The sequence below is a fragment of the Methylobacterium sp. Leaf112 genome (genome assembly GCF_001423295.1).
Taxonomy (GTDB): Bacteria; Pseudomonadota; Alphaproteobacteria; order Rhizobiales; family Beijerinckiaceae; genus Methylobacterium.
In genome coordinates, this window is sequence record NZ_LMNG01000001.1 from 337,308 (window position 1) to 360,649 (window position 23,342).

Below are 23,342 nucleotides of genomic sequence, written 5' to 3' on the forward strand. Positions count from 1 at the left end.
CGGTCAGGCCTTGCGGGAACGGTCCGAATCCAGCAGCGCGGCTTCGTGATAACCGCAATCGACGTACGTGGCAGGCGACTGCATCGGCTTGGCATCGACAGGCGAGCGGCCAGAATCCCGGCGCTCCGTTCCGAGGCGTCCCCCGACGGGGAAGGCATAGATCTTCGCGGTTTCACGGGTGGCGGAGGGCGTCATGGAATGGGATCTCCTTCGGAGCGAGGCTGGTGGCGCCGCTCGATCACTGTTCGCAATATAGCCCCTTCGCCGCGGAATTGCGCGGCCTGTCGCGAATAAAAGCATTGTTTGCCGGAAATATGCGCAACGGCAGGATTGCAAAAACAGCGAGCAATATTGTTCGACCAAAGCTCACGGCGGGTCCGGTCTAGATTTTCGCGGACCTGTCAGCTCGCGTTACTGGCGAATGATTGCCCAAGAACATGGCATGGACACGGTATGATGAATAAATTAGCAATCTGAATAAAATTTGTGCAGAAGCTGCCCGTCCCTGAGAGAAGCAAAGGCGGGGCGGGCTTCACGTCGCTCGTGTTGCTGCGAACGTGAATTGGCATAGCAAATGCTTTTGCGAGGGCGGCAGTTCCCTGGGGCGGCCGACGGTCCGCGCTTGCCGGTGGTCCGCACCGCGAACGGAAGAGAAACTTCACGATGACGAAGTACAAGCTCGAGTACATCTGGCTGGACGGCTATACGCCCGTCCCCAACCTGCGCGGCAAAACGCAGATCAAGGAATTCGACGGCTTCCCGACCCTCGAGCAGCTTCCCATGTGGGGCTTCGACGGCAGTTCGACCATGCAGGCCGAGGGCGGATCCTCCGACTGCATGCTGAAGCCCGTGCGCCACTTCCCCGACACGACCCGCAAGAACGGCGTCCTGGTGATGTGCGAAGTGATGATGCCCGACGGCGTCACCCCGCACGCCTCCAACAAGCGCGCCACCATCCTGGACGACGACGGCGCCTGGTTCGGCTTCGAGCAGGAGTACTTCTTCTACAAGGACGGCCGTCCGCTCGGCTTCCCCACCGCCGGCTACCCCGCGCCCCAGGGCCCGTACTATTGCGGCGTCGGCTACAAGGAAGTCGGCTCCATCGCCCGCAAGATCGTCGAGGAACACCTCGACCTCTGCCTCGACGCCGGCATCAACCACGAGGGCATCAACGCCGAGGTGGCCAAGGGCCAGTGGGAGTTCCAGATCTTCGGCAAAGGCTCCAAGAAGGCCGCCGACGAGATGTGGGTCGCCCGCTACATTCTCCAGCGCCTGTGCGAGAGCTACGAGATCGACGTCGAGTACCATTGTAAGCCGCTGGGTGCGACCGACTGGAACGGCTCGGGCATGCATGCCAACTTCTCGACGGAGCACCTGCGGACCGTGGGCGGCAAGGCCTACTTCGAGGCGCTCATGGCCGCCTTCAAGGACAACCTCGACGACCACATCGCCGTCTACGGCCCCGACAACCACATGCGCCTGACGGGCAAGCACGAAACCGCGGCCATCAACGAGTTCAGCTACGGCGTCGCCGACCGCGGCGCCTCGATCCGCGTGCCGCACAGCTTCGTCAACAACGCGTACAAGGGCTACCTGGAGGACCGCCGTCCCAACAGCCAGGGGGACCCCTACCAGATCGCGTCGCAGATCCTGAAGACCGTGGCCTCCGTGCCCACGGCCGCCGGGGTTTCCGCCGCCGCCTGACGCCTGCCCGATCCCGGGACGCCTTTCCCGTCCCTCATGCCGAGAACGGCGCGGCCCTCACCGGGGTCGCGCCGTTTCCATGTTCGAAGGGGCGCCGGCCGTGCGCCGATGGATCGGCCGGTCCGGGTTTGGAGAAACCCCTCGTTCACGGTATGTGCCTAACGCTCGACGCTGGCGCCCTCCGCGCCCCAGGGCTCCGACGCAATGACCGCTCCCGTCCGCATCCTCGGTATCGATCCCGGACTGCGCCGCACCGGCTGGGGCGTGATCACCGTCACGGGCACGAAGCTCGCCTATGTCGATTGCGGCGTGGTGACCTCGGACGGTGAGCTTCCACTGGCCCTTCGCTTGCGCGAACTGCACGAAGGCATCACCCGTGTGGTGCGGGGCTTCGCGCCCGACGAGGTCGCCGTGGAGGAGACCTTCGTCAACAAGGACGCCCAGGCGACGCTGAAGCTCGGCCATGCCCGCGCCGTCGCCCTGCTGGTGCCGGCGCTCGCCGGCCTGCCCGTGTCCGAATACGCCGCCAACCTCGTGAAGAAGACGGTCTGCGGCGCCGGCCATGCCGACAAGGTCCAGATCCAGGCGATGGTGAAGTTCCTGATGCCGAAGGCCGAGTTCAAGACCGCGGATGCCGCCGACGCCCTCGCCATCGCCGTCACCCACGCCAACCATCGCGCCTCGCACGCCCTGAAGAGCCGGCATGCCCCCGTGCTCGGCATGAGCGCGCTTGCGGCCTCCCGCATCGCCGCGGCCTTGGCCAAGGCGGGTTGATCGCCGTTCGCCGTCCGGTTCGTATCGCGTCGGGAACCGCGAATCCTGGGGGGAAAGACCCGCCGGGGAAAGAGTCGCTACAATTCTTCCTATCCCACGAGAGCGATCGAAAGACTCGCGATCCCACGATGCCCGAGGGCGGCACAAGTGAGATCGATGAGCCAACAGCACGCAAAACCCCATCATCACAAGGTGGTCGTTCCGGCCCTGTGCTGGGGGCGGGGACGCTCCGAGTTCTATGCGGTGACGGATATCGTCTCCCCGGACGGCATTCGTTTTCGTTCCGCCACAAAGCCCCTCGTCGACGAAGAACTGACCTGCAACATCCGCCATATCGGCACCGTCGAAACCCGCGTGGTCGGTATCGGCGATCGGGCCTTCATCGTGCGCGTTCTCGCGCGAATGCAGGCTATGGCGAGCGTCGCGCGCGAATTACGCCAGCTGTCCGAGCAACAGGAGGCGCCCGTCCCCGTGCGCGTCCATCCCCGCGTGACGCCCCTGGAAACGGACGTGACCATCGAGCTCACCGATGGCCGGGTCCTGCCGGCCAAGCTCCTCAACGTCTCGGCATCCGGCGTCGCCTTCACCCTCGATGCGCAGATCGACATCGGCGCATCCATCACCATCGGCCGGACGGCGGCCCGCGTCGCCCGCCATTTCGACCACGGCATCGGTGCGGTGTTCGACCGGGCGTTCGCGCCCCAGGCCGTCGACCGGCACATCACCCTGTGAGCCCCGCCGGCCTCGTCCGGTACCCGGTTCGGCCGAAATTCAGGGCACGGCCTTGAACTCGCCTTCCAGGCGCAGGGTCACCTCGTCGCCCACCATCGGCAGGTAGGCGGTGATGCCGAACTCCGAGCGCTTGATCACCGCCCTTCCGTCGAAGCCGACGGTGTAGAGCTTGTCGACGGGGTGAAGCCCGGCCTGGTTGAACGTAGCGTCGAACGAGACCGGCTTGGCGACGCCCTTCAGGGTCAGGGTGCCGTTGACCCGCGCCGTGGTCGGGCTCGTGGGCTCCACGGACGTGCTCACGAAGGTCGCGGTCGGAAATTTCTGCGTGTCGAAGAAGTCCGCGCTCTTCAGATGCGTGTCGAGCCGGTCGTTGAGGCCGGTGATGCTGGGCGTTCCCACCGTGACGCTGAGGCGGCTCTTCTCCGGCGCCTTCGCGTCGAGGCTCGCGTCGGCCGCCACGTCGGTGATCTGGCCGTAATAGGTCGAGAAGCCGAGATGGCTCAGGGACCACGTGATCTTGCCGTGGGCCGGATCGAGCTTGTAGCCCCCCGGTCGCACCTGCGTCGGGTCGGTGGTCGGCGAAGGGGGCGCCGGGTCCTGCGCATGGGCGAGCCCCGGCAGCGCCAGGACGAGAACGGTGGTACTGCGCAGCACGACGGCGCGCAGGCCCGTTCGCACAGCGATGATGACGGATCCGTGCTTCATGTCGCCCCTCCAATTCCCCGGCCGCCCGGCCCTGTCCCGGGCATCGCGCCGACCCCTCTGATAAGAGACTTCGCATGATCGGCAAGCTGAAGGGCCTCGTGGATTCCTACGGAGAGGATTTCGTGATCCTCGATGTCCAGGGCGTCGGCTACGTGGTGCATTGCTCGGCGCGCACGCTGCAGCGGATGCCCGCCATCGGCGAGGCCGCGCAACTCGCCATCGACACCCATGTTCGCGAGGACATGATCCGCCTCTACGGATTCCGCTCGGACCCGGAACGCGAGTGGTTCCGCCTGCTCCAGACCGTGCAGGGCGTCGGCTCGAAGGTGGCGCTGGGCCTGCTCTCCGTGCTGGAGCCGGAGGCCCTGGCCTCCGCCATTGCGCTCGGGGACAAGACGGCGGTGGCCCGCGCGCCCGGCGTCGGCCCGCGCCTCGCTGCCCGGCTGGTGGCCGAACTCAAGGACAAGGCCCCGGCCTTCGCCCCCATCGATCCATCCGTCATCGCCCTCAACGGTGCCGTTCAGGACCGCTCCGCACCCCAGCCCGTGGCCGATGCCGTCTCGGCCCTGGTCAACCTCGGCTACGCGCCGGTTCAGGCCTCGGCTGCCATCGCGGCCGTGCTGGCGGGCGCCGGCGAGGGCGCCGAGGCCAAGACCTTGATTCGATTGGGCCTTCGCGAACTTGCTCGCTGAGACGGAGTGGCGAAGGCCCGAGGCCGGATCGAAACCTCGTGAAAAGATGGCTGGCGCGCAACGTAATTGTCCGCTTGACGATGGCCGCCGGAATTGCCAGATCTTCCTTCAAGTACTAAGGTGTTGAAAACAAAGCAGTTTCCAATAATTCTAATGTAGCGTCCAACATGGTGGCCGGGTTGAGATTTTCCCGCCACCCTCCCCAACGGCACGATGCCCAGCGCGAGTTTCGGTCCCGCATGATCGTCTGTTCCTGCAACGTCCTGTCCGACAACGCGGTCCGTGCCTGCCTCCATCGCGGCCCGGATTGCCCCCGCACGCCGGCCCAGGTCCAGGCCTGCCTCGGCTGCAGTCCGAAATGCGGGCGCTGCGCCCGCACCATCCGCTCGATCATGCAGAACGCCCTGCAAGCCGCCCTCGAGGAGGCCGGCCATGCGTGTTCGACGACTTGCGCAACCGGCTGTAGTTTGGTCAAGCTCCAAACTGCGGAGGAAGGGATCGCCGCCTGAGCGCCTGTGCGAGGCGCCACGTTCCCTTCCGGCACTGATATGCCTCAAGGGAGAATGGGCGGATGAAGGGTGATGCGAAGGTCGTCGAGTACCTCAATCGGGGGCTGCGCAGCGAACTGACGGCGGTGAGCCAGTACTGGCTCCATTTCCGCATGCTCAACGACTGGGGCTACATCGACCTGGCCAAGTTCTGGCGCAAGGAATCCATTGAAGAGATGCAGCATGCCGATCGCTTCGTCGATCGTATCCTGTTCCTCGACGGCTTTCCCAACCTGCAGGAACTCGATCCCCTGCGGATCGGCCAGAACGTGCAGGAGATCATCGAGTGTGATCTCGCCGCCGAGACCGAGGCGCGCGCCCTCTATCTCGAGGCCGCCAAGTACTGCGATTCGATCAACGACCGGGTGTCGAAGCGCCTGTTCGAGGATCTGGCCGAGGACGAGGAAGGCCATATCGACTTTTTGGAGACCCAGCTCGAGCTGATCTCCCAGGTCGGCCTGCCGCTCTACGCGCAGAAGCACATCGGCGGCCTGGAAGCCATCGCGCCGGAAGCCGAGTGATCTGACGACACGCCGCGGCGCCCAGGGCGCCGCGGTCCTGTTCAAGCCTCAAATACACCCCAATAGGCTTCGCTCAAGGGCAGGGACGCTTGGATCGCGAAGAGTTCGAGCGTCGCGTCAAGTCCATCGATGACCCGAAAGCCGTTCCAGGCCCCGCCGACCCGGTCGTAAACTTCGATGTGCGGTCGGTCGCGTGCCACGAGGACGTAATGCTGCAGAGCCGGAAGCTGCTGGTAGATTCGCCACTTTTCAAGGCGGTCGCGTGCCTCGGTGCCGGGGGAGAGCACTTCAATCAGCACCGTGGGATTGTCGACCGAAGTGGCGCCTGCTTGGATTCCGCCGCAGACCACGAGAACGTCAGGCAACAACGCGGCGTCGAGGGGGCGGCTCTTTAGATAGAACGTCTCGGCAAACGTCTGGCAGGATGAGCCTTTCGCACGAAAGCCCTGGTGAAGGTGGCTTGCGATGTTCTGCACGATCCGACCGTGCTCCCAGCGTGCGCCGACCATCATGCGGACCACGCGCCCGCCGATCAGCTCCCAGCGCTCGTTGCGCGGCTTATCGGCCAGCAACTCCTCGAAGTCGTCGAAACCCATCATCTCGAAGTTCGCGAAGGCGTTGCCCATCGTGCGCTTCCCTGGCAGCCACTCGCCGACGCCACGAATGTAGCGCGATCCGCGCCGGTGTGCGACATCGGCCGGGAGAACAGATGCCGGACGCCAGGCCCCGCCGGGCCCCACCGAGAGCCCGTGTGAGCAAGCTTCCCAAATCTCCGAAATCGCCGACCCTCCACCCGCTGCCGGACTCGCTCCTCACACCCGAGCGCCGCGAGGACGATCTCGAATCGTCCATCCGCCCCTTGAGTCTGGCCGAGTTCATCGGCCAGCGCGCGGCGCGCGCCAACATGAGCGTCTTCATCGAATCGGCGAAGAAGACCGGTTCGGCCCTCGATCACGTGCTGTTCGTCGGCCCGCCGGGCCTGGGCAAGACCACCCTGGCGCAGATCGTGGCGCGCGAGCTCGGGGTGAATTTCCGCTCCACCTCCGGGCCGGTCATCGCCAAGGCGGGGGATCTCGCGGCCCAGCTGACGAATCTGGAAGAGCGCGACGTGCTCTTCATCGACGAGATCCACCGCCTCAACCCGGCGGTGGAGGAGATCCTCTATCCCGCCATGGAAGATTACCAGCTCGATCTCATCATCGGCGAGGGGCCGGCGGCGCGCTCGGTGAAGATCGAACTGCCGAAGTTCACCCTCGTGGGGGCGACGACCCGCGCCGGCCTGCTGACCACCCCCTTGCGCGACCGCTTCGGCATCCCGATCCGCCTCGAATTCTACGACGTCGACGAACTCGAACTCATCGTCCGGCGCGGGGCCCGCGTGCTCGGCCTCGGCATGTCGGAGGAGGGCGCCAACGAGATCGCCAAGCGCGCACGCGGCACGCCCCGCATCGCCGGACGCCTGCTGCGCCGCGTGCGCGACTTCGCCATCGTGGCCGACGCGCCCACCGTGACGCGGGCCATCGCCGACAGGGCGCTGCAGCTCCTCGACGTCGACCCCGCCGGCCTCGACGTCATGGACCGCAAATACCTGACGATGATCGCCAGATCCTTCAACGGCGGCCCCGTGGGCATCGAGACCATCGCGGCGGCCCTGTCCGAGCCGCGCGACGCCATCGAGGACATCATCGAGCCCTACCTGATCCAGAAGGGTTTTGTGCAGCGAACCCCGCGCGGGCGCATGCTGACGCCGCACGCGTTCCGCCACATGGGCTTCCCCGAGCCCCGCCGCGATCCGGGCTCGCAGTTCGGCTTGTTTCCCACAGATCCGGAGGCGTGAAAGAGCCGCTTCGCGCGTCGTCACAGGAGACCCGCCCCTTGAGCGAAATCGATCTCTCCGGCGTCCATCGCCTGCCCGTGCGGGTCTATTACGAGGACACCGATTTCTCCGGCTTCGTCTATCACGCGAGTTATCTGCGCTTCATGGAGCGCGGGCGCACGGAACTGTTGCGGATTCTGGCGGGCGATCAGTCGGACCTGCACCGGGATGCCGCCGGCCTGCACTTCGTCGTGCGCCGGATGGTTCTCGACTTCGCGCGGCCCGCGCGGATGGACGACCTCCTCGACGTGCGGACCTGGACCGCCGCCATGAAGGGCGCCTCCATGCATCTGGCCCAAGAGGTCCGACGCGGGGACGATCTCCTGGTCACGGCCGAAGTGGTGGTGGCCTGCGTGCGGGACGCCCGCGCGATCCGGCTGCCGGACGGACTGCGCGCGGCATTCGGTCGTGCAGCCGGACCTGCTTCCTCAACCAATCCTTAACCCTGACGGGCGCTTAAACTGTCTGACGCAAGGGCACGGTCGCACCGCAACCACGGCGCGGCACGGCCCTTACTTTCGACAGATTCGCGGACCATTGAGCGTTGAAATACCTCAAGGTTCCGGTTGACGCGCGACGACCGGCCACCGGTCCGGCGGCGGTCCCGCCCTGGGGTTTTTCAAGGATCGTGTCATGAACCCAGCCGATGCCATGCAGGCCATGCCGGCCCCCGACATGACCCTGCTGGGCCTGTTCCTGCAGGCCCATTTCGTGGTCAAGGTCGTGATGGTGGGTCTGCTGGGCGCCTCAGTCTGGTGCTGGTCGATCATCGTCGACAAGACCCTGCTGTTCCGCCGGACCAAGGCCGAGATGGATGCCTTCGAGGAGGCGTTCTGGTCCGGGCGTTCCCTCGAGGAGCTCTACCGCTCGTTCAACGACAAGCCGGCCGTCGGGCAGGGCGCCCTGTTCGTGGCCGCCATGCGCGAGTGGAAGCGCTCGTTCGAGGGCTCCGGCCGCCAGATCCAGAGCCTGTCCCAGCGCATCGACAAGGTCCTCGACGTCACCATCCAGCGCGAGGTCGAGCGTCTCGAATCGCGCCTGCTGTTCCTCGCCTCCATCGGCTCGGCCGGCCCGTATATCGGCCTGTTCGGCACGGTCTGGGGCATCATGACGGCGTTCACCTCCATCGCTGCGTCGAAGAACACCTCGCTCGCCGTGGTGGCGCCCGGCATCGCCGAGGCCCTGTTCGCCACCGCCATCGGTCTGTTCGCGGCCATCCCCGCCGTGCTCGCCTACAACAAGCTGCAATCGACGGTGTCGAAGCAGCAGTCGCGGCTCGAGGGCTTCGCCGACGAGTTCTCGGCCATCCTTTCCCGCCAGATCGACGAGCGCCTGTCGCTCGTCGCCTGACCCCAGCAGAACCGAGGGACGATCATGGGCATGGCCCACGGCGCGGCACAGGGCGGGGGCGGACGGCGGCGGCGCGGCCGGCGCCAGGGCGCCATCAACGAGATCAACATGACGCCGTTCATCGACGTCGTCCTCGTGCTGCTCATCGTGTTCATGGTGGCGGCGCCGATGATGACGGTCGGCGTGCCCCTGGACCTGCCGCAATCCAAGGCGAGCCCGCTCAACTCCGACACCAAGCCGGTGACGCTCTCCATCCGCCAGACCGGACAGGTGTTCCTCGGCGAGGACGAACTCGGCGACGAAAGCATCGTCCCCAAGCTCACCGAGGCCTCGAAGTCCGGCTTCGAGGAGCGCGTCTTCGTGCGCGGCGACAAGCGGGTCGATTACGGCCGGGTCGCCCAGGTGATGGCGATCGTGACCGGCGGCGGCTTCAAGAAGGTCGCCCTCGTCACCGAGCCCGATCAGAAGTAGCGGGCGCGCAGTCGTGAAGCTTCCCTTCAAGCGCAACGAACCGGGCATGTGGATCTCGGCGGGGGTTCACGTCGCCGTGCTGACGGCGGCGATGCTCACCGTCGCGGCCCCGGCCTTGCCCGATGCGCAGGAGGGCGTGCCCGTCGAGGTGATGACCGAGCAGCAATATTCCGAGCTCACCAAGGGCGAGACCAACGCCGACAAGCCCCAGCCGGACGCCAAGCCGCGGGCCGACCGCAAGGCGGACAAGGCCGAGGAACGCGAGCCCGAGAACGCCAAGGTCGATGCCCCGGCCCCCCCGAAGCGCCCCGCCGACATGAAGGTCGCGAGCGCCGAGGAGATGCCGCTGCGCGTCAACGAGCCCGACCCCGACAAAGAGGCCAAGGCGGCAGAAGCCAAGGCTGCGGAGGCGAAGGCCGCGAAGGCGGAAGCGGCCAAGGCCGAAGCCGCCCGCGCCGCCAAGGCCGAGGCTGCGGCGGAGGCAAAAGCCGCCGCCGAAGCGAAAGCCGCCGCGACCGCCAAGGCGGAGGCGAAGGCGGCCGCCGTGAAGCGCGAGCAACTCGCCCAGCTCATCGAGAAGGAAGAGGCCGAGGCCGCCGCCGCCGCCAAGGCGGAGGCAGCCAAGGCCGAAGCCGCCAAAGCCAGGAAGGCCGAGGCCAAGGCCCGCGCCGAAGCGGAGGCCAAGGCCGAGAAGGCGGAAGCCGAAGCCAAGGCGAAGGCCGAAGCGAAGAAGGCCGAAGCCGAGCACCAGAAGGAAGTTGCCGAGGCGAAGGCTGAAGCCGAGGCAGCGGCCAAGGCGGACGCGGCCGCGAAGGCCAAAGCGGAGGCCGCCGCCAAGGCGAAAGCCAAAGCCTTGGCGGATGCGAAGGGCAAGGCCGATGCCGAGGCCAAGGCGAAGAAGCAGGCCGAGCTCGCCGAAAAGTTCAGCGCCGGCGATATTCGCCAACTGCTGGCCTCCAAGGCGCCGTCGCAATCCACCGGCGCCACCGGCCGCGACGTGCAGCGCACGGCCTCCCTCGGGGCGGCCTCGGGCAATTCGCAGCGCTTGTCGCCGTCCCTGCGCGAGGCCCTCGTCGGCATGCTCCAGCAACAGATCGAGCGTTGCTACGTCGCCCCCCCCGGTGCGGCGCAGGGCGTGATCCTGCCGATGCTCGACATCCGCCTGAATCCGGACGGCGGCCTGACGACGGAACCCAAGATCATGCGCGGCGGTGCCAACGCCGTCGATCGCTCCATCGCGGAGGCGGCCCAGCGTGCCGTGCGCCGCTGTGCGCCCTACAAGATCCCCGCCCAGTACGCGCCGTATTACAACGACTGGAAGGCGATCAACGCGGAATTCGAGTTTTCGCGGGTCTGATGCGCCGGCCTCCATCCGCCGATCCGGGCCGTTCCTCGGTGCCGTGAGCCCGCCCGCGCGACATCGCCCTCGCGCATGGCGGTCCCGGCGCCGCCCCGGACAGACACTCCCAGAACTTCGGACATCCCCATGCTCTCAATCCCGCTTCCGCGCCTGGCGCCCCTCCTCGCCGCCCTGGCGTTCGTGCTGTTCGGCTTGACCGGGCCGGCGCGCGCGCAGCTCAACCTGCGCATCGGCGGCGGCGCGTTCCAGCCGATGCCCATCGCGGTGACCGACTTCTCCGGCGATCCGAGCCTCGGACTCCTCGTCTCCAGCGTTGTGACGAACAATCTGCGCCGCTCCGGGTATTTCGTGCCCGTCGAAAAAGCGAAGTTTCCCGAGAGCCCCGGCTTCGATGCGGTGCCGGGCTTCGACAAGTGGCGCACGGCCGGCGTGCAGGCCCTGGTGACGGGCCGGGTCTCGCGCGATCCCTCGGGCAAGCTCAAGGTCGAGTTCCGCCTGTGGGACGTGACTTCGGGCCAGCAGATGACGGGCCAGCAATACGGCGCCGACACCGCCAATGCCCGGCGCACGGGGCACCTGATCTCGGACGCGGTCTACACCAAGATCACCGGCCTCGGCCCCTGGTTCGACAGCCGCATCGCCTTCGTGGACGAGTCCGGCTCGAAGGAGAACCGCCGCAAGCGCCTGATGGTCATGGATCAGGACGGCGCCAACGTGCGTGCGCTGACCAACGGCGACACGGCCGTGGTGGCCCCGCGCTACTCGCCCGCGACCCAGGACATCGCCTTCATGACCCAGGCGACGGGCCAGCCGCCGCGCATCCAGGTGATCAACCTCGAAACCGGCAGCCGCCAGGCGGTGGGCAAGGCCGGCTCCATGAGCACGAGCCCGCGCTTCTCGCCCGACGGCCGACGCTTGGTCATGAGCGTTCAGGAGGGTGGCAACGCCGACATCGTGGTGATGGATCTCGGCTCAAAGGCACAGACGCCGATCACCAACGGCAACGCCATCGATACCTCGCCGACCTTCTCGCCGGACGGCAGCCAGATCGTCTTCGAATCCGATCGCGGCGGCTCGCAGCAGGTCTACGTCATGAGCGCCACGGGCGGAAACCCGACCCGGATCTCGTTCGGCGAAGGTTCGGCGTCGCAGCCGGCCTGGTCGCCACGGGGCGACCTCATCGCCTTCACCCGCCAGCGCAAGGGCGGCTTCGCCATCTGCGTGATGAAGCCGGACGGCTCGGGCGAGCGCGTGCTCACGGAAGGCTTCCACAACGAAGGCCCGACCTTCGCGCCCAACGGCCAGTACGTGCTGTTCTTCCGCGATCCCGGCGGCCAGGGCGGCGGCAAGCTCTACATGGTCGACATCACCGGCAAGGTGGAGCAACCGGTGCCGACGCCGTCCTACGCGTCCGATCCGACGTGGTCGCCGCTGCTGGCGGGCAAGTAGGACCGGGCAAATCAGGGCTACCAGTCCGGCTCGAGGCGGGGCGGCGCCAAGGCCGTATCCCGTCTCGTGGCGGCGGTCAGCAGCGTGGCCTGCTCGCGCAGGGCGCGCGGCAGGGCGGCCAGGGCTGGATCGTCGAAGCGCAGGTGCGGGAGGCGGCTGGTCACGAGACCCGCGATGAGTTTCGCCTGTGCCTGATCGCGCAGCCGCTTGACTGGCTCGCGGTCCTCGCGGCCCGCGAGCCAGAGCTTGTGGAGGGCGAACGCCCGTGGGTCGGGAACCACCATGGTCAGGGGGTAGCCGCGTGCGTCGATGACCGTTGCCGTGGCCTTTGGACAGCTCACAAGCCAGCCCAACCCCTCGATCTCCGCCGCTTCGAGGTCCGTCGCCTCGGTCCCGATCCGGCTTCGCAGTGGCTTGGCCATCCGATCCTTCATCGCCGGCATGATGAGATCGACGAGGTAGCCGTCCCGGTTGACCGCCCGGACCCCGCTCCGCCCCAGGACCTCGAACGAGCGATCGACCTTTCGCAGGAGGCCCACCACACCCGTGGCCGAGACCTCGGGCGCGAGGAGCCGGAGGGAACGCCGCGCGTCGAACAGGAGATCGACATCCGCCGTCGCGAGATGCGCACCGGCGATCTGCACGCCTGCCAGCCGTTCGTAGGCGAACAGGGCATTCGTCCCCACGACCTCGATACCGGCCCCGATGAGCCCGGCTTGGTCCAGGGCGCGAAGGATACGCGCCGCGATCACGGGCAGGCGCCCGAGGTTCAGGGCGCGATTGACCGGCGCCATGGCGTCGAGACGTGCGGTGAGGCCCGCGATCCGCTCCTGTAGCTGCGCCCGTCCCTCATGGAACCCGGTGGCCATCGCCTCCGTCTCGGGTGTGCGCGGCCCGAGGGATTTCCAGGCCTCGTACCGCTTCCGGTAAAGGTAGTCGCGCCCACCCACGGTCTTCCACGACATCGAGCCCCTGTACCGTCGCGCCCACTCGCCCCGCGCCATCGCGAAGCTTGAGAACACTTGGTCGACATCGATGGTCTGCCGTGCCTGATCGCCATTCAAGTCACTGAGGGACATCGGATTATCCCTAAAGCAGGCGTTTACTGCCGCCAGAGGGATAATGACGCAACCCAAGCCGAGAAGCGACTGATTTTGCAGCGATTATCCATATTCCGACGAGAATGGTACGCGGGAGGGATAATCGGCGCCTCACTCCACCGGCAGCAGCCGGTCCCGCGCCTTGAGCGCCGGGAAGATCCGCCCCCAGGCGGCGGCCACAAGCAGCGTCGCGAGGCCGCCGAGCACCACCGCCGGGACGGCACCGATGAGGGCGGCCAGGGTTCCCGATTCGAACTCGCCGAGTTCGTTGGAGGCGCCGATGAAGACGGTGTTCACCGCCGAGACCCGGCCGCGCATGGCGTCGGGCGTCTCGCCCTGGACGAAGGTCTGGCGGACATAGACGCTGATCATGTCGGCGGCCCCCGTCACGAACAGGCAGGCCATGGACAGGGGAAGAGAAGTCGAGAGACCGAAGCCGATCGTGGCGAGGCCGAACACCCCGACGGCCTGGAGCATGCGGAGCCCGGCATGGCGCTGGAGCGGCCGGTAGGCGAGATAGACGGCCACCAGCACGGCCCCGGCCGCCGGCATGCTGCGGAGCGCCCCGAGGCCGAGGGGGCCGACATGCAGCACCTCGGCGGCGAAGATCGGCAGGAGGGCGGTGGCGCCGCCGAGTAGCACCGCCACGAGATCGAGGCTGATGGCGCCGAGCACCACCGGGTGGTCGCGGATGTAGGTGAGGCCGGCCGACAGGGTCGCCCAGGTCACCGGCGGACGCTCGGTGACGGGCGCGGGGCGGAAGCGGATGGCCGCGATGAGGGCGCTGGCGAGGGCGAAACTGAACGCGGCCGTGCCGAACACCACGGCCGGGCCGAGGACGTAGAGGAGGCCACCCAGTGCCGGCCCGAGGATCGACGCGCTCTGCCACAGCGAGGCGTTCCAGGCGATGGCCGAACCGAACAGGGGGCGCGGCACCAGGGTCGGCAGCAGGGCCTGGAGGGCCGGGTTGGCGAAGGCGCGGCCGGTGCCGATGACCACCACGAGGGCGTAGATCGGCCAGATCGCGCCCGTGCCGTAATGGGCGAAGGCCAGGAGCCCGAGATCGGCCGCCGCGAGGGTGGCGTAGGCCAGGGACGCCACGAGGCGGCGGTCGTAGGTGTCGGCGACATGCCCCGTGACCAGGGCCGAGAGCATGGCGGGCAGAAAGCTCGCCAGCCCCACGAGGCCGAGCGCCAGGGCCGAATGGGTCAGGTCGTAGACGAACCAGCCCACCGCGACGGCCTGCATCTGGAAGGCGAGGCCGGTGAGGAAGCGGGCGGCGCCGTACAGGCGAAAGTCGCCGTTGCGGAACACGCTCCAGCGCGGCGCGGAAGGTTCGGTCATCGGGTCCGTCGGATCGTCGTCGGGTCGCTCAGCGCTCCTGTGGGGCCAAGGCGGCGCTGCGGGGCAGGGCGGGCAGGATCGCGAGAGCGTCCAGCACCGTCCCGGCCGTCAGGATTTGTGGGAGGACCACGGGGGCGGTCTTGCTCGCATAGAGGAGGTAGAGCGGCACGCCGCTTCGGCCGTGACGGGCGAGGAACGCGGTGATCTCGGGGTTCTGATTGGTCCAGTCGCCCTTGAGGTAGACCACGCCGCGCGCCGACAGCGCGTCGCGCACGGCTTGCGTCCCCAAGGCCGTGCGTTCGTTGACCTGACACGAGATGCACCACGCCGCCGTCATGTTGACGAAGACGGGTCGGCCCTCCGCCAGCAGCGCGTCGAGCCGCGCCTGGGTGAACGCCTCCGTGCCGTCCGCGCGCGCGACCGCGCCGGCGCGGTCGTGGGACAGGTTCAGGGTGAGGAGAGCGAGACCCGCGAGGGTGGCCAACGCCGTGCCCCGCGCGATCCAGCTCCAGGCCGGGCGGGCGCCGTGCCCGCGCTCCCAAACCCACGCGGCGAAGCCCACGAGCACGAGGCCGAACAGGGCGGCGAGCAGCCCGGACGGTCCGACCTGCTGCGCCAGCACCCAGATCAGCCACGCCGCCGTGGCGTAGATCGGGAAAGCCAGGACGCCCTTCAGAACATCCATCCAGGCACCGGGGCGCGGCAGGGCGCGCAGGGCGGCGGGCCATGCAGTCAGGACGAGGAAGGGCAAGGCGAGGCCGAAGCCGAGGCTCGCGAACACCGCCAGACCCACGGCCGGGGCCTGCGTCAGGGCGAACCCCACGGCCGACCCCATGAAGGGCGCCGTGCAGGGGGTCGCCACCACTGTGGCCAGTACGCCGGTGAAGAACGAGCCCTGCAACCCCGCGCGGCGGGTCAGGCCGTCGCCGAGCCCGGCGATGCCGCCGCCGAGATGAACGACCCCGGACAGGCTCAGACCCATGCCGAACAGGAGATAGGCGAGGGCTGCCACCACCACGGGCGATTGTAGCTGGAAGCCCCAGCCGATGCCGGCGCCCGCGCCCTTCAGGCCGATGAGCAGACCCGCGAGACCGAGAAACGCCGCGAGCACCCCGGCCGTGTAGGCGACGCCGTGCAGGCGGACCCGGGCCGGGGGTTCCCCGGAATGTCGCACGAGGCTCAGGATCTTGATGGACAACACCGGGAACACGCACGGCATCAGGTTGAGCACGAGGCCGCCCAGGAATGCGAGGCCGACGGCGCTCCACAGGGTCAGGCCGTCCTCCTCCTGCGGAATCGGCGGGGCGGCCAGGGCGTCCGTGGCGGGGGCGGCGATGGCGGGCGCCTCGCCGACGGCATAGGCGCGCCGGATGGGTCCCTCGGGCGTCGTCTCGTCGAAGGTGAGGACGCCGGGAAGCGTCGCCGGCGCCGCGTCGTCGGGATTGCCCCGAACCAGCGCGAGCCGAAGGCCGGCGGAGTCGATCCGCAGGTCCTGCGCGGCCGCGTTCTCGATGGCGGTCTCCGCATAGGGAAAGAACGCCACCCTCGAGACGGAATCGGGTGCGAGGCTCGGCGCCTCCATCGTCAGGGTCAGGCGATCCTTCGCGGCGATGGTCCGCACCGGCCAGGGCGACGGCACCGGCAGGGCGGCGCGGGCCTGCGCGAACAGCGCGCGGGTCTGCGGATTGGTGCCGGTGCTGGTTCCGGCCTGCGCCACCGGAAGGGCGAGGCGCAGGTCCGCCGTGCCCGGCACGCATTCTCGTTCGCAGACGAGGTAGCTCAGATGGGCCTTAAGGGTCACGGGCTTGCCCGGCGCCAGGGCCTCGGGCGGCGTCACCTGCGCCAGCAGGACGGTCTCGCCCTCGTAGCCGAAGTTCATCAGGTGGGCGACGGGGATGCGGTGGGGTGCCGGCCAGTCGAGGGCCCCGGCCGCGAAACCCGCGGGCAATGACCAGCCGACCTCGGGCGGCAGGCCCGAATCCCCGGGGTTGCGCCAGTAGACGTGCCAGTTCGGCCGCATCACCATGCGGATGCCGACGGTGAAGGGCTCGCCGGGGCGGATCGCGGCGGGTTCGGCCACGAGGCTCGCGGTGACGAGGTCGGACGGGAGCTTGAGCCCCTGGGCGGACGCGCCGACGAGGCCGGACAGGCTGAGCGCCAGCAAGGCGAGGAACCGGATCATGACGTCCCTGTGCGTCGCCCGTGACGATGGGGCGTCGCCCGTCGCTATAGCACGCCGCGCCCGGGGCCGAGCGCATCGACTTGCCGCGCCCCATCGGGCAGGATTTTGCCAGTGATGAATGGCGCGCGTCGCCGCGCGATCCGGGAGATCTCCATGAGCCTCAAGAGCAAGACCGCAATCGTGACCGGCTCCACGAGCGGCATCGGCCTCGCCATCGCGCGGGGCTTCGCCCGGGAAGGCGCCGACGTGGTGCTGAACGGGTTCGGGTCGCCGGACGCCATCGAGACGGCCCGGGCCGGGATCGAATCCGAGTTCGGCGTGCGGGCGATCCACTCGGCCGCCGACATGACCAAGCCCGACGAGATCGCCGGCATGATCACCCTCGCGGAGGAGACCTTCGGGGCCGTCGACATCCTCGTCAACAACGCCGGCGTTCAGTACGTCTCGCCCATCGAGGACTTTCCGCCGGAGAAGTGGGAGCTCATCATCGCGCTCAATCTCTCCTCGGCGTTCTACACCATGCGGGCCGCCATTCCGGGCATGAAGAAGCGGGGCTGGGGGCGGATCATCAACACCGCCTCGGCCCATTCCCTCGTGGCCTCGCCGTTCAAGTCGGCCTACGTGGCGGCCAAGCACGGCATCGCCGGCCTCACCAAGAGCGCGGGCCTGGAACTCGCCACCCACGGCATCACGGTGAACTGCATCTCGCCGGGCTATGTCTGGACCCCCCTGGTGGAGAGCCAGATCCCCGACACCATGAAGGCGCGCGGGCTGACCGAGGAGCAGGTCATCAACGACGTGCTGCTCAAGGCCCAGCCGACCAAGGAATTCGTCACCGTCGATCAGGTCGCGGCGCTCGCGGTGTTCCTGTGCTCGGACGCGGCGAGCCAGATGACGGGCGCCAACCTCGCCATGGATGGCGGCTGGACGGCGCAGTAGGACGCTCCGGGTCGCGCCGCCCCGGTGGGGCGGCGCGTTGGACTCTTCAGCGGCGGTGGAGCAGCAGGGCGAGGCCGTAGCCGACGGCGCCCGCGAGCAGGAGCGCGATGAAGGGATTCTCCTCCACCCGCGTCTCGACGGCCCTGGTGCCATCGCGGAAATAGGCGCCGCCACGATCCTGAATGCGCTCGTAGGCGTCGCCGGCGTAGTCGCTGACGTTGTCGGCGACGTCGCGCACGGTGTCCTTGGCCTGGCCGTAGGCGTCCTGGGCGCGCCCCTGCGCCTCGCGGTAGCGCCCCTCGACGGAGTCGCGCTGTGACCCGAGGGCGTCGCCCACGGCCCCCTGCACGCGGCCGCCGAGATCCTTGGCGGTTCCGACGATGCGATCCGTGTCCACCATGATGCGTCTCCTCGTTGAGCTTCGATGCGGGTTCGATGCCGCCGGGGCGTGGCACGCCCGCATCCGACGTTCACAGAACGCCCGAGATCCGATTGGGCACCGCATCGATCGGATTTTCTCGGTGCTTCCCGCCGACAGGGTGAACCGACCGTCCCGCGAGGAGTCCGCGGGCCACCGTCACCAGGGCGGCCGCCAGGGTCTCGACGGCCGGTGCGCGCCGCAACCCGAGACGCCCGGTCGGCGGTAGGGGCGGAACGTGGACGAAGAGCACCGGGATGTTCTCGGCCAGCGCCCGGTAATACGCGGCGTTGCAGAGGTAGCGGCCGGCATCATGGGACGGGATCGCCCGGATGCCGTTGCGGCGCAGGGCCACGAGGGCCTGCGCGGCGACGTGCGCGCGGCGCTCTGACGGTCCGTCCGCCGACAGGGCGAGACATCGCGCAAGGGCCCCCGATGCGTCCGGGAATAGCCGGCTCGCCCGGTTTCGCGCCCGAAACTCGACCCGGACCCGCGTGGCGCGGCGCGCCACGCCCAGCATCAGCACGGCGGCCGGTGGCTCCGTGAGGGCGGGAACCAGATGGGTCGGAATGGCCCCATAGGTGGTGGGTAGGACGAGGAGGCGGACATCGCCGCCCGCGAGGCCGTGGCGGCGGGCGAGGGCGACGAGGCGGCGCGCCACCACGGCGCTCGGGTTCACGGGCACGCCGGGGAACGGCCCGAACCCGGTGACGAGGAGGTGGCCCCGGCTCAAAGGCCGATGAGGGTGGCGATGGCCTCGGCCCCGGCGGCGGGGGAGGATTCGCCGCGCGACACCCCGGCCTCGGCCTCGGCCGTCTGACGGCGGACTTCGGCGGACCCGACGAGGCGCTGGTGCAGGCGCTCGTGGACCAGCGCCCACATCCACTTCACGTCCTGGGCGCGGCGCTTCTTGGCGATCTCGCCCGTGGCCGTGAGCTTGTTGCGGTGGTCGACGACGCGGTCCCACATCCCGTCGAGCCCCTTGTTGTTGAGGCCCGAGACGGTGACCACGGGGGGCGTCCAGGTCGAACTCGGGGCGCTGAGGATGTGGAGGGCGGCGCGATATTCCGAGGCGGCCGCACTGGCCCGGCGCTCGCCCTCGCCGTCGTCGGCCTTGTTGACGGCGATCATGTCGGCGAGTTCGATGATGCCCTTCTTGATTCCCTGCAACTCGTCGCCGGCGCCCGGCAGCATGAGGACGAGGAAGAAGTCGGTGAGATCGGCCACCGCCGTCTCCGACTGGCCGACGCCCACGGTCTCGACCAGGATCACGTCGAACCCCGCCGCCTCGCAGAGCAGCATGGTCTCGCGGGTCTTGGCCGCGACGCCCCCGAGGGTTCCCGACGAGGGGGAGGGGCGGATGAAGGCGTTGGGATCCAGTGCCAGGCGCGCCATGCGGGTCTTGTCGCCGAGGATCGAGCCGCCCGTGCGCGTCGAGGACGGATCGACGGCCAGCACCGCCACCTTGTGGCCGGCGGCCGTGAGATTGGCGCCCAGCGCGTCGATGGTCGTCGACTTGCCCACCCCCGGCACTCCGGTGATCCCGACCCGGATCGCGCGGCCGGTCTGGGGTAGCACCGCAGCGATGAGGTCCCGCGCCACGGCGCGATGGTCGGCGCGCTTCGATTCCGCCAGGGTGATGGCGCGGGCGAGGGCAGCCCGGTCGCCGGCCAGCAACCGGTTGCGCAGGGCGTCGATGTCGAGGGCGGGCGGCGGGGATGAGGAGAGGGCCATGCCCACTTCTTGCCGGGCCGACCGGCATTCGTCGAGGGGGCGTGCCGCCTATTGCGCGACGCGCCCGCCTTTGTCCGCGTCGATGTTCGGTGTGGGACTGGGGCCACAGGCGCGCCTATGCCCGCAATCCACACGGCCCACGGCCACGTTCGCGCCGCGCCATGGTCACGATCGTCCGCGACAGGTTAGCACCGCACGACGGCCGGGTTTCCCGGCCCTCCACCGCCCAGGGTTGTCAGACCGCATGAACCGAACCATTCGGCCGACCCGACGCAGCCTCGTCCGCCTCGCTACCCTCCTGGGGCTCGCCAGCCTGGCGCCGGGCCTGTCCGGCTGCGTCACCGAGGACCTCGCCACCGGCTCGTCCGCCCCCGAGCGGCAGTCGAACATCGATGTCAGCCCCGTGCTTCTCGTCGCCACCACCCGCAAGCCGGTGGGCAGTCCCCCGAAGAGCCCGTATTTCAGCTCCGAGCGCGGCCGGGGCCTGAGCTTCGCCGAGGTGCGTCTGTCCGCACCCGACCGCTCGCTCATCGGCAAGGTCTCCTCCGTGGTCACCGGGGATTGGGGGGTCGCGGCGGTGCCGCAGATCGAGACCGGGCCGGGCGCGGCCGGTGCCTTCGCCCAGGCCGCGTTCGGGCGCGACGTGCTCATTTACGTCCACGGCTACCGCGAGAGCTTCCAGTCCGCGGCCCTCAGCGCAGCCAAGCTCTCCGACGGTATCCGCTTCCGCGGCGCCTCCGCGCTGTTCACTTGGCCCTCCGCCGCCGCGACCTTCGATTACGGCTACGATCGCGAGAGCGCCCTGTGGTCGCGCGACGCCTTCGAGGATCTGCTCAAGGCCTTGGCGAACTCGCCGTCGGGCGGCCGAATCAACATCGTCGCCCATTCCATGGGCACGCTCCTGACCCTCGAGACCCTGCGGATGCTGCGGGCCGAGGCCGGCGAGGCGGCCATGGCCCGCATCGGCGCCGTGGTGCTGGCTGCACCCGACATCGACATCGACCTGTTCACCTCCGCCATCGAGCGCATGGGACCGGACGTGAAGAAGGTCACGGTGATCTCCTCCACCAACGACAGGGCGCTGGAGCTCTCCGGCGCCATCGCGGGTGGTATCGTCCGCGCCGGCGCGGCCGACCGCGAGCGCCTGGAGGCGCTCGGCGTGCGCGTCGCCGACGCCTCCGATTACGGCGGCGGCCTGATCAACCACGACCTGTTCCTGTCGAACCCGGAGGTTCAGGGCGTGGTCAAGCGTGCCATCAGTCGAGGTGCTGGCGGAGGCAGCTGAGCCCAGGGGCCCGTTCGGCGCGGGATGGCGGTCGGCGTGGGGCTTGGCGCGCAGGCCGTTGCCCCCTACACGGTCGGCGGCCCCGTAAGGCTGAATCGATCCCAGGGCGGCGTCCTCCGACGCCGTGCGGCCGGCGCGCCCCGCGCAACGACGTTCGAGAGGAATTCGCGATGTTCACACTCGAGATCGATGGCGTGGCCATCGCGGTCATCAACGGTTCCGAGGAGGTCGCCCGCGATCTCTTCACCTGCGACGGCTTCAAGGACGACATCCAGGCCATGAAGAGCGACGGCAAGGTGCTGTGGAACGGCACCTCTCCGCTCAAGATCCGCGCCGCCACCGAGGAGGAGACGGAGATCTTCGAGGACGCCCTGGCCGAGGATGACTCGGAAGAGGACGAGCCCTTCGAGCCGGATGCCCGCCACGCCGAGGCCGCTTCGAACGACGACGCGGAAGAGGATGACGAGGACGGTGAGGACGACGCCGACATCGTCTTCCTCGTGGATATCGACGAGGATGCGGGTCTCGACTCCTGAGGGTTTCGGCAACAACTCCAACGTGGCCGTGCCCGATTCAGGGCACGGCTCATGGGTCCTGGCCGTCAGGCTCGCCCGACGCGAACGGGCACGCGCCTCGCCGATACCCCTCTTCGGGGGACGGCTCCGCTCAGGTCCGCAGGCCGGCGGCGATGTTGTGATTGATGCTGATGAGCGCGGAAAGCTTCTCGGCGCTCGGCTCGATCAGCGTATCGATCATGCGGCGGAACACGAACACCGACAATTGCGCGATGCTGGTCTTGATCGGCTCGGGCAGCGGGCTCTCGGGTGCCGTCGCCGCGCCCGCGATGATCGTCCAGACCTTTTGATTGAAGTTGAGCGCTTCGGGGAGGCCGCCCTTCTGGTTTTCCCAGTCGGCTTGAACGGCCTGGAGGCGCGATGCGGCCTTGATCAGGACGGCGGCTTCCGCCTCGCGCGGCGATAGGGCCGTCTGTGACACCTTCGCGTAGGCACTGGCCCCGTACGACATCCTGCGTTCTCCCCGACTGCCGCGATTCGAGCCGTCCGCGACCGACGAGACCGTATGGGGTTCATTCTTAAGAGACTGTAATCCGGTCTTCGCCGCAATCATGCCGAGAAGCTTGACCAGGAAGGGCCGGTGATCGCGGGCCGGCCTCTGTCCGCGCGGCGATCGCGGGATTTCCGACCCATGATGAATTTTGTTTTCGGTACGGTGGCGGGGGCGCTGCTGGCCGGCATCCTCACCGTCGTCGCCGTGCGCCAGCCCGGCGTTCAGAGCAGGCTCGGGCTGTTTCCGGTGTCCACGGCCCCGATGCTGCCGGCTGCCCGGCCACCCGGACCATCACCGGATGCCCGCGCCAGGGAAGAAGCGGCCTGCCGCAACGGGCCGGCCGAAGTCGGCAAGGCCGACATGCTGTTCAACCGCAAGCGCTTCTGGCTCGTGGCGCCTTGATCCCGGCAGACGCCGGACAGGCCTGCCTTGGAGAAGCGTTCACTTACACGCTGCTCAGCAGAAACATCACCATGGTGGTCGCGACGGTGGTGCTGAGGAAGCCGCACAGGGCTGCCGCGAAGGACGGGCCCGTGGCATCGATCATGGCATTGGAGCCGAGGACGGAATTGGCGTTGGACTGGGTGGCCGAGGCGTTCATGGGCGTGGACCTTCAGGGCAGCGAATCGCGCGCCGCTTGTTCAGACTTGTGAAACGAATGGTTCCGGGCGTGTGTGCGTGGGCGCACGCGCTCAGTCGCAGCGATTGACCTTCTTGGCGATGCGAAGGTTCCGCGCCTCGGTCCGCAGATCGATGGCGGTGACGGCCGCACCGCAATCCTCGAACGCATCCCGGGCATCGGCGTAGCGATCGCCGATTTCGTCGAGGGTATCGCAGACGCGGTCGTGGCTGCCGACGCGGGCTTCCTGCCGGGCCTGGAACCGCAGGGCGTTGGCTTCCTCGACCTTTCGCTGGCCCTCGAAGCAGGCTGGCGCGGCCAGAGCCGGCACGACGGCCACGACGGTGAGTCCGATGGCGAGAAGCGGTGAAAACAGAGCGTGACGCATGGGATACCTCGGCGGCAGACGTCTCGAGGAACAGGACGGGTGCAAGGTGACGCTCAGGCTGATCCAAAGTTATGGATCGATCC

General features: G+C 68.5%; 29 protein-coding genes. 17 read left to right on the forward strand and 12 right to left on the reverse strand.

The window, feature by feature from the left end:
• Nucleotides 1-3: 3 nt before the first annotated feature.
• Complete coding sequence (locus ASF52_RS22345) at nucleotides 4-195, reverse strand: DUF2735 domain-containing protein (RefSeq protein ID WP_056166471.1); 192 nt, start codon at nucleotides 193-195, stop codon at nucleotides 4-6.
• A gap of 29 nt (nucleotides 196-224) precedes the next feature.
• Here ASF52_RS22345 and ASF52_RS22350 point away from each other — a divergent pair, with 29 nt between their 5' ends.
• The 4 genes from ASF52_RS22350 to ASF52_RS01615 all read left to right on the forward strand — a co-directional run bounded on the left by ASF52_RS22350 (nucleotide 225) and on the right by ASF52_RS01615 (nucleotide 3,210).
• On the forward strand, nucleotides 225-386 hold the full coding sequence (locus ASF52_RS22350) for a hypothetical protein (RefSeq protein WP_156629933.1): 162 nt from the start codon (nucleotides 225-227) through the stop codon (nucleotides 384-386).
• A 277-nt stretch (nucleotides 387-663) separates the two neighbouring features.
• Nucleotides 664-1,704 carry a glutamine synthetase beta-grasp domain-containing protein gene (locus tag ASF52_RS01605; RefSeq protein ID WP_056166474.1) on the forward strand — a complete coding sequence of 347 codons (1,041 nt, stop codon included), beginning with the start codon at nucleotides 664-666 and terminating at the stop codon, nucleotides 1,702-1,704.
• 204 nt (nucleotides 1,705-1,908) lie between these two features.
• Nucleotides 1,909-2,478: a crossover junction endodeoxyribonuclease RuvC gene (ruvC, locus tag ASF52_RS01610; RefSeq protein ID WP_056166479.1), complete on the forward strand. Its 570-nt coding sequence runs from the start codon at nucleotides 1,909-1,911 to the stop codon at nucleotides 2,476-2,478.
• A 156-nt stretch (nucleotides 2,479-2,634) separates the two neighbouring features.
• Complete coding sequence (locus tag ASF52_RS01615; protein WP_056166482.1) at nucleotides 2,635-3,210, forward strand: PilZ domain-containing protein; 576 nt, start codon at nucleotides 2,635-2,637, stop codon at nucleotides 3,208-3,210.
• A 39-nt stretch (nucleotides 3,211-3,249) separates the two neighbouring features.
• Here the strand turns inward: ASF52_RS01615 and ASF52_RS01620 are convergent, their stop codons facing one another.
• Nucleotides 3,250-3,915, reverse strand: a complete 666-nt coding sequence (locus ASF52_RS01620) for a YceI family protein (protein WP_082478748.1) — start codon at nucleotides 3,913-3,915, stop codon at nucleotides 3,250-3,252.
• Between the two features lie 74 nt (nucleotides 3,916-3,989).
• Between ASF52_RS01620 and ruvA the strand changes: the two genes are divergently transcribed.
• From ruvA to bfr, 3 genes are all read left to right on the forward strand, one after another.
• Nucleotides 3,990-4,607, forward strand: a complete 618-nt coding sequence (gene ruvA / locus ASF52_RS01625; protein WP_056166485.1) for a Holliday junction branch migration protein RuvA — start codon at nucleotides 3,990-3,992, stop codon at nucleotides 4,605-4,607.
• A 239-nt stretch (nucleotides 4,608-4,846) separates the two neighbouring features.
• Entirely contained in the window at nucleotides 4,847-5,116 is a 270-nt protein-coding gene (locus ASF52_RS01630; RefSeq protein WP_056089217.1) for a (2Fe-2S)-binding protein, read from the forward strand.
• A 62-nt stretch (nucleotides 5,117-5,178) separates the two neighbouring features.
• Nucleotides 5,179-5,676, forward strand: a complete 498-nt coding sequence (gene bfr / locus ASF52_RS01635; RefSeq protein ID WP_056166488.1) for a bacterioferritin — start codon at nucleotides 5,179-5,181, stop codon at nucleotides 5,674-5,676.
• A gap of 41 nt (nucleotides 5,677-5,717) precedes the next feature.
• Here bfr and ASF52_RS01640 read toward each other — a convergent pair whose 3' ends face one another.
• The gene (locus tag ASF52_RS01640; RefSeq protein WP_056166492.1) at nucleotides 5,718-6,302 is read right to left on the reverse strand and encodes a Uma2 family endonuclease; all 585 of its coding nucleotides are present in this window, start codon (nucleotides 6,300-6,302) and stop codon (nucleotides 5,718-5,720) included.
• Nucleotides 6,303-6,427: 125 nt separating this feature from the next.
• Between ASF52_RS01640 and ruvB the strand changes: the two genes are divergently transcribed.
• The 6 genes from ruvB to tolB all read left to right on the forward strand — a co-directional run bounded on the left by ruvB (nucleotide 6,428) and on the right by tolB (nucleotide 12,182).
• Entirely contained in the window at nucleotides 6,428-7,513 is a 1,086-nt protein-coding gene (gene ruvB / locus ASF52_RS01645; RefSeq protein WP_200937371.1) for a Holliday junction branch migration DNA helicase RuvB, read from the forward strand.
• A gap of 38 nt (nucleotides 7,514-7,551) precedes the next feature.
• Nucleotides 7,552-7,995, forward strand: a complete 444-nt coding sequence (ybgC, locus tag ASF52_RS01650; RefSeq protein ID WP_056166494.1) for a tol-pal system-associated acyl-CoA thioesterase — start codon at nucleotides 7,552-7,554, stop codon at nucleotides 7,993-7,995.
• Nucleotides 7,996-8,185: 190 nt separating this feature from the next.
• Nucleotides 8,186-8,902: a protein TolQ gene (gene tolQ / locus ASF52_RS01655; protein ID WP_056089202.1), complete on the forward strand. Its 717-nt coding sequence runs from the start codon at nucleotides 8,186-8,188 to the stop codon at nucleotides 8,900-8,902.
• 24 nt (nucleotides 8,903-8,926) lie between these two features.
• Nucleotides 8,927-9,373 carry an ExbD/TolR family protein gene (locus tag ASF52_RS01660; RefSeq protein WP_056166497.1) on the forward strand — a complete coding sequence of 149 codons (447 nt, stop codon included), beginning with the start codon at nucleotides 8,927-8,929 and terminating at the stop codon, nucleotides 9,371-9,373.
• Between the two features lie 46 nt (nucleotides 9,374-9,419).
• Nucleotides 9,420-10,730 carry a cell envelope integrity protein TolA gene (tolA, locus tag ASF52_RS01665; RefSeq protein ID WP_056166964.1) on the forward strand — a complete coding sequence of 437 codons (1,311 nt, stop codon included), beginning with the start codon at nucleotides 9,420-9,422 and terminating at the stop codon, nucleotides 10,728-10,730.
• 129 nt (nucleotides 10,731-10,859) lie between these two features.
• Entirely contained in the window at nucleotides 10,860-12,182 is a 1,323-nt protein-coding gene (tolB, locus tag ASF52_RS01670) for a Tol-Pal system beta propeller repeat protein TolB (protein WP_082478747.1), read from the forward strand.
• A gap of 17 nt (nucleotides 12,183-12,199) precedes the next feature.
• Here the strand turns inward: tolB and ASF52_RS01675 are convergent, their stop codons facing one another.
• The 3 genes from ASF52_RS01675 to ASF52_RS01685 all read right to left on the reverse strand — a co-directional run bounded on the left by ASF52_RS01675 (nucleotide 12,200) and on the right by ASF52_RS01685 (nucleotide 16,808).
• Complete coding sequence (locus ASF52_RS01675) at nucleotides 12,200-13,261, reverse strand: GSU2403 family nucleotidyltransferase fold protein (RefSeq protein WP_056166500.1); 1,062 nt, start codon at nucleotides 13,259-13,261, stop codon at nucleotides 12,200-12,202.
• 132 nt (nucleotides 13,262-13,393) lie between these two features.
• Nucleotides 13,394-14,626 carry an MFS transporter gene (locus ASF52_RS01680; RefSeq protein ID WP_056166503.1) on the reverse strand — a complete coding sequence of 411 codons (1,233 nt, stop codon included), beginning with the start codon at nucleotides 14,624-14,626 and terminating at the stop codon, nucleotides 13,394-13,396.
• A 28-nt stretch (nucleotides 14,627-14,654) separates the two neighbouring features.
• Nucleotides 14,655-16,808 (reverse strand): protein-disulfide reductase DsbD family protein, encoded by a 2,154-nt coding sequence (locus ASF52_RS01685; protein ID WP_056166507.1) that lies wholly within the window; start codon nucleotides 16,806-16,808, stop codon nucleotides 14,655-14,657.
• A 153-nt stretch (nucleotides 16,809-16,961) separates the two neighbouring features.
• Here ASF52_RS01685 and ASF52_RS01690 point away from each other — a divergent pair, with 153 nt between their 5' ends.
• Nucleotides 16,962-17,747: a 3-hydroxybutyrate dehydrogenase gene (locus tag ASF52_RS01690; protein WP_056166969.1), complete on the forward strand. Its 786-nt coding sequence runs from the start codon at nucleotides 16,962-16,964 to the stop codon at nucleotides 17,745-17,747.
• Between the two features lie 46 nt (nucleotides 17,748-17,793).
• Here ASF52_RS01690 and ASF52_RS01695 read toward each other — a convergent pair whose 3' ends face one another.
• The 3 genes from ASF52_RS01695 to meaB form a co-directional block, all read right to left on the reverse strand.
• Nucleotides 17,794-18,147, reverse strand: coding sequence for a CsbD family protein (locus tag ASF52_RS01695; protein WP_056166510.1), 354 nt, complete (start codon nucleotides 18,145-18,147; stop codon nucleotides 17,794-17,796).
• A gap of 70 nt (nucleotides 18,148-18,217) precedes the next feature.
• Nucleotides 18,218-18,898, reverse strand: coding sequence for a pyroglutamyl-peptidase I family protein (locus tag ASF52_RS01700; RefSeq protein ID WP_082515146.1), 681 nt, complete (start codon nucleotides 18,896-18,898; stop codon nucleotides 18,218-18,220).
• Nucleotides 18,895-19,899 carry a methylmalonyl Co-A mutase-associated GTPase MeaB gene (gene meaB, locus ASF52_RS01705; protein WP_056166512.1) on the reverse strand — a complete coding sequence of 335 codons (1,005 nt, stop codon included), beginning with the start codon at nucleotides 19,897-19,899 and terminating at the stop codon, nucleotides 18,895-18,897. Before meaB ends, ASF52_RS01700 begins: the two co-directional genes overlap by 4 nt.
• 244 nt (nucleotides 19,900-20,143) lie before the next feature.
• Between meaB and ASF52_RS01710 the strand changes: the two genes are divergently transcribed.
• Both ASF52_RS01710 and ASF52_RS01715 read left to right on the forward strand, forming a co-directional pair.
• Nucleotides 20,144-21,184, forward strand: a complete 1,041-nt coding sequence (locus tag ASF52_RS01710) for an alpha/beta hydrolase (RefSeq protein ID WP_244472865.1) — start codon at nucleotides 20,144-20,146, stop codon at nucleotides 21,182-21,184.
• Between the two features lie 170 nt (nucleotides 21,185-21,354).
• The gene (locus ASF52_RS01715; protein ID WP_056166514.1) at nucleotides 21,355-21,720 is read left to right on the forward strand and encodes a hypothetical protein; all 366 of its coding nucleotides are present in this window, start codon (nucleotides 21,355-21,357) and stop codon (nucleotides 21,718-21,720) included.
• A 130-nt stretch (nucleotides 21,721-21,850) separates the two neighbouring features.
• Here the strand turns inward: ASF52_RS01715 and flaF are convergent, their stop codons facing one another.
• Nucleotides 21,851-22,312 (reverse strand): flagellar biosynthesis regulator FlaF, encoded by a 462-nt coding sequence (gene flaF, locus ASF52_RS01720; RefSeq protein ID WP_244472864.1) that lies wholly within the window; start codon nucleotides 22,310-22,312, stop codon nucleotides 21,851-21,853.
• Nucleotides 22,313-22,390: 78 nt separating this feature from the next.
• Here flaF and ASF52_RS01725 point away from each other — a divergent pair, with 78 nt between their 5' ends.
• Nucleotides 22,391-22,654 carry a hypothetical protein gene (locus ASF52_RS01725; protein ID WP_056166518.1) on the forward strand — a complete coding sequence of 88 codons (264 nt, stop codon included), beginning with the start codon at nucleotides 22,391-22,393 and terminating at the stop codon, nucleotides 22,652-22,654.
• 43 nt (nucleotides 22,655-22,697) lie between these two features.
• Here the strand turns inward: ASF52_RS01725 and ASF52_RS22355 are convergent, their stop codons facing one another.
• The gene (locus tag ASF52_RS22355; protein WP_156629934.1) at nucleotides 22,698-22,853 is read right to left on the reverse strand and encodes a hypothetical protein; all 156 of its coding nucleotides are present in this window, start codon (nucleotides 22,851-22,853) and stop codon (nucleotides 22,698-22,700) included.
• 91 nt (nucleotides 22,854-22,944) lie between these two features.
• A complete protein-coding gene (locus ASF52_RS01730; protein WP_056166520.1) occupies nucleotides 22,945-23,259 on the reverse strand; it encodes a hypothetical protein in 315 nt (104 codons plus the stop codon).
• Nucleotides 23,260-23,342: the final 83 nt, after the last annotated feature.

Excerpts from the sequence above, each read along its gene's own strand:
- ASF52_RS22345 (WP_056166471.1), bottom strand. The coding sequence starts at position 195 with ATGACGCCCTCCGCCACCCGTGAAACCGCGAAGATCTATGCCTTCCCC.
- ASF52_RS01605 (WP_056166474.1), top strand. The coding sequence starts at position 664 with ATGACGAAGTACAAGCTCGAGTACATCTGGCTGGACGGCTATACGCCC.
- ruvC (WP_056166479.1), top strand. The coding sequence starts at position 1,909 with ATGACCGCTCCCGTCCGCATCCTCGGTATCGATCCCGGACTGCGCCGC.
- ASF52_RS01615 (WP_056166482.1), top strand. The coding sequence starts at position 2,635 with ATGAGCCAACAGCACGCAAAACCCCATCATCACAAGGTGGTCGTTCCG.
- ASF52_RS01620 (WP_082478748.1), bottom strand. The coding sequence starts at position 3,915 with ATGAAGCACGGATCCGTCATCATCGCTGTGCGAACGGGCCTGCGCGCC.
- ruvA (WP_056166485.1), top strand. The coding sequence starts at position 3,990 with ATGATCGGCAAGCTGAAGGGCCTCGTGGATTCCTACGGAGAGGATTTC.
- ASF52_RS01630 (WP_056089217.1), top strand. The coding sequence starts at position 4,847 with ATGATCGTCTGTTCCTGCAACGTCCTGTCCGACAACGCGGTCCGTGCC.
- bfr (WP_056166488.1), top strand. The coding sequence starts at position 5,179 with ATGAAGGGTGATGCGAAGGTCGTCGAGTACCTCAATCGGGGGCTGCGC.
- ASF52_RS01640 (WP_056166492.1), bottom strand. The coding sequence starts at position 6,302 with ATGGGCAACGCCTTCGCGAACTTCGAGATGATGGGTTTCGACGACTTC.
- tolQ (WP_056089202.1), top strand. The coding sequence starts at position 8,186 with ATGAACCCAGCCGATGCCATGCAGGCCATGCCGGCCCCCGACATGACC.
- ASF52_RS01660 (WP_056166497.1), top strand. The coding sequence starts at position 8,927 with ATGGGCATGGCCCACGGCGCGGCACAGGGCGGGGGCGGACGGCGGCGG.
- tolA (WP_056166964.1), top strand. The coding sequence starts at position 9,420 with ATGTGGATCTCGGCGGGGGTTCACGTCGCCGTGCTGACGGCGGCGATG.
- tolB (WP_082478747.1), top strand. The coding sequence starts at position 10,860 with ATGCTCTCAATCCCGCTTCCGCGCCTGGCGCCCCTCCTCGCCGCCCTG.
- ASF52_RS01675 (WP_056166500.1), bottom strand. The coding sequence starts at position 13,261 with ATGTCCCTCAGTGACTTGAATGGCGATCAGGCACGGCAGACCATCGAT.
- ASF52_RS01680 (WP_056166503.1), bottom strand. The coding sequence starts at position 14,626 with ATGACCGAACCTTCCGCGCCGCGCTGGAGCGTGTTCCGCAACGGCGAC.
- ASF52_RS01685 (WP_056166507.1), bottom strand. The coding sequence starts at position 16,808 with ATGATCCGGTTCCTCGCCTTGCTGGCGCTCAGCCTGTCCGGCCTCGTC.
- ASF52_RS01690 (WP_056166969.1), top strand. The coding sequence starts at position 16,962 with ATGAGCCTCAAGAGCAAGACCGCAATCGTGACCGGCTCCACGAGCGGC.
- ASF52_RS01695 (WP_056166510.1), bottom strand. The coding sequence starts at position 18,147 with ATGGTGGACACGGATCGCATCGTCGGAACCGCCAAGGATCTCGGCGGC.
- meaB (WP_056166512.1), bottom strand. The coding sequence starts at position 19,899 with ATGGCCCTCTCCTCATCCCCGCCGCCCGCCCTCGACATCGACGCCCTG.
- ASF52_RS01710 (WP_244472865.1), top strand. The coding sequence starts at position 20,144 with ATGAACCGAACCATTCGGCCGACCCGACGCAGCCTCGTCCGCCTCGCT.
- ASF52_RS01715 (WP_056166514.1), top strand. The coding sequence starts at position 21,355 with ATGTTCACACTCGAGATCGATGGCGTGGCCATCGCGGTCATCAACGGT.
- flaF (WP_244472864.1), bottom strand. The coding sequence starts at position 22,312 with ATGATTGCGGCGAAGACCGGATTACAGTCTCTTAAGAATGAACCCCAT.
- ASF52_RS01725 (WP_056166518.1), top strand. The coding sequence starts at position 22,391 with ATGATGAATTTTGTTTTCGGTACGGTGGCGGGGGCGCTGCTGGCCGGC.
- ASF52_RS22355 (WP_156629934.1), bottom strand. The coding sequence starts at position 22,853 with ATGAACGCCTCGGCCACCCAGTCCAACGCCAATTCCGTCCTCGGCTCC.
- ASF52_RS01730 (WP_056166520.1), bottom strand. The coding sequence starts at position 23,259 with ATGCGTCACGCTCTGTTTTCACCGCTTCTCGCCATCGGACTCACCGTC.